Origin of the sequence: Sphingomonas sp. CCH9-E2 (assembly GCF_001557215.1) — a bacterium.
Classification (GTDB): domain Bacteria; phylum Pseudomonadota; class Alphaproteobacteria; order Sphingomonadales; family Sphingomonadaceae; genus Sphingomonas.
This window is the reverse complement of sequence record NZ_LSJM01000288.1, coordinates 1-639: the sequence shown is the minus strand read 5'-3', so window position 1 is coordinate 639 and position 639 is coordinate 1. Positions and strand designations below refer to the sequence as shown.

Genomic DNA, 639 nt, shown 5'->3' with positions numbered 1-639 from the left:
ACACCGCGTGGGAGCCCTTCTTCGTTGGATCGCTGACCGACCCGCGCAACGGCACTGAGGAAATCATCACTTCCGACATGTCGAAGGCGTGGCCGATCGCCGACGGCGGTCTCGGCACCATCAGCTACGTGCTCGAGATCCTGATGGCAGTGATGGGAACCCGCGATCGCTGGCGCACCATGCCGTGGATGGTGACCTTCTTCGGCATTCTGGTCATCCCGCTCGGCGTCGTCAGCATCTACTTCATCATCAGCCAGCCGATCGTCATCGGCACGTGGAGCACGCTGGCGCTGATCGCCGCGCTCGCCATGCTGATCATGATCCCGTTCGCGCTCGACGAGGTGATTGCGATGGGTCAGTTCCTTCTCTGGGCGCGCCGGCAAGGCAAACCGCTGATCCGCACCTTCTTCCAAGGCGACGCGATCGCGGCCGGCGGAGAGGACACCTCGGACGCGATGGCCTCGCCAAGCACCTTCTGGGCGGACGCGAAGAAGGGTCTGACCCTGCCATGGACGCTGACTGCGAGCATCGTCATCGGCGTCCTGCTGATGCTCACCCGGGTATTGTTCGGCACGGAAGGCGGGATGGCGAACAGCGATCACGTTGTGGGTGCGCTGGTCATCACGGTCGCGATCATCG

The 639-nt window shown here is 63.5% G+C and carries 1 protein-coding gene; it reads left to right on the top strand.

What is annotated here, in order from left to right; translation table 11 throughout:
• On the top strand, positions 1-639 hold a 639-nt coding region (locus tag AX681_RS13440; RefSeq protein WP_331710018.1), incomplete at both ends, for a vitamin K epoxide reductase family protein.